General features: G+C 60.1%; 1 protein-coding gene. It reads left to right on the forward strand.

What is annotated here, in order from left to right:
• Window positions 1-18: 18 nt before the first annotated feature.
• A partial coding sequence (locus KBI52_RS00910; protein ID WP_210804793.1) for a type IV secretory system conjugative DNA transfer family protein occupies window positions 19-526 on the forward strand: 508 nt, incomplete at its 3' end.

Genomic DNA, 526 nt, shown 5'->3' on the forward strand with positions numbered 1-526 from the left:
CCGAACGGATCAGACCACGTGAAAGACCTTCTCAAAAAACTCTTTGGACTTGGGCTCTCTAAAGATGCCATCATCGCTCCCCACGGTGCGATCCTCATGCTCGGGGAGGACCGCCGGGGCGTTCCTCACGGCACGACCCGAAACGCCAATACCCTCCTCCTCGGAGCCAGCTCGCGCCAGCGGGTGGAAAGGGTGATCGTCCCGACCCTTCTGCGGGGCACATCGGCGAGCTACATCGTCGACGACCCGACCGGAGAGGTTTACGACCTCACCGCTGCTACCCGGGCCAAACTGGGACCCGTCTCACGCATTCGGTGGCACAATGGGAGCTCCTACAATCCACTCGCTGACATCAATCTGGGCACCGATCCGGAAACTCGCTCCCGTCGCCTGCGCAATGTCGCGGAAACGTTCATCACCCAATGGGCAGAACGATACGATCGGATTCCAGAGATCAAAATGAACGATGGCAACGACACCATCGAGCAGGAAGCGATCTCCGCTCTTTGGGGCCTGCTGGAGCTCG

Origin of the sequence: Microvirga sp. HBU67558 (assembly GCF_018069605.1) — a bacterium.
In the GTDB taxonomy this organism is placed as follows: Bacteria; Pseudomonadota; Alphaproteobacteria; order Rhizobiales; family Beijerinckiaceae; genus Microvirga; species Microvirga terrae.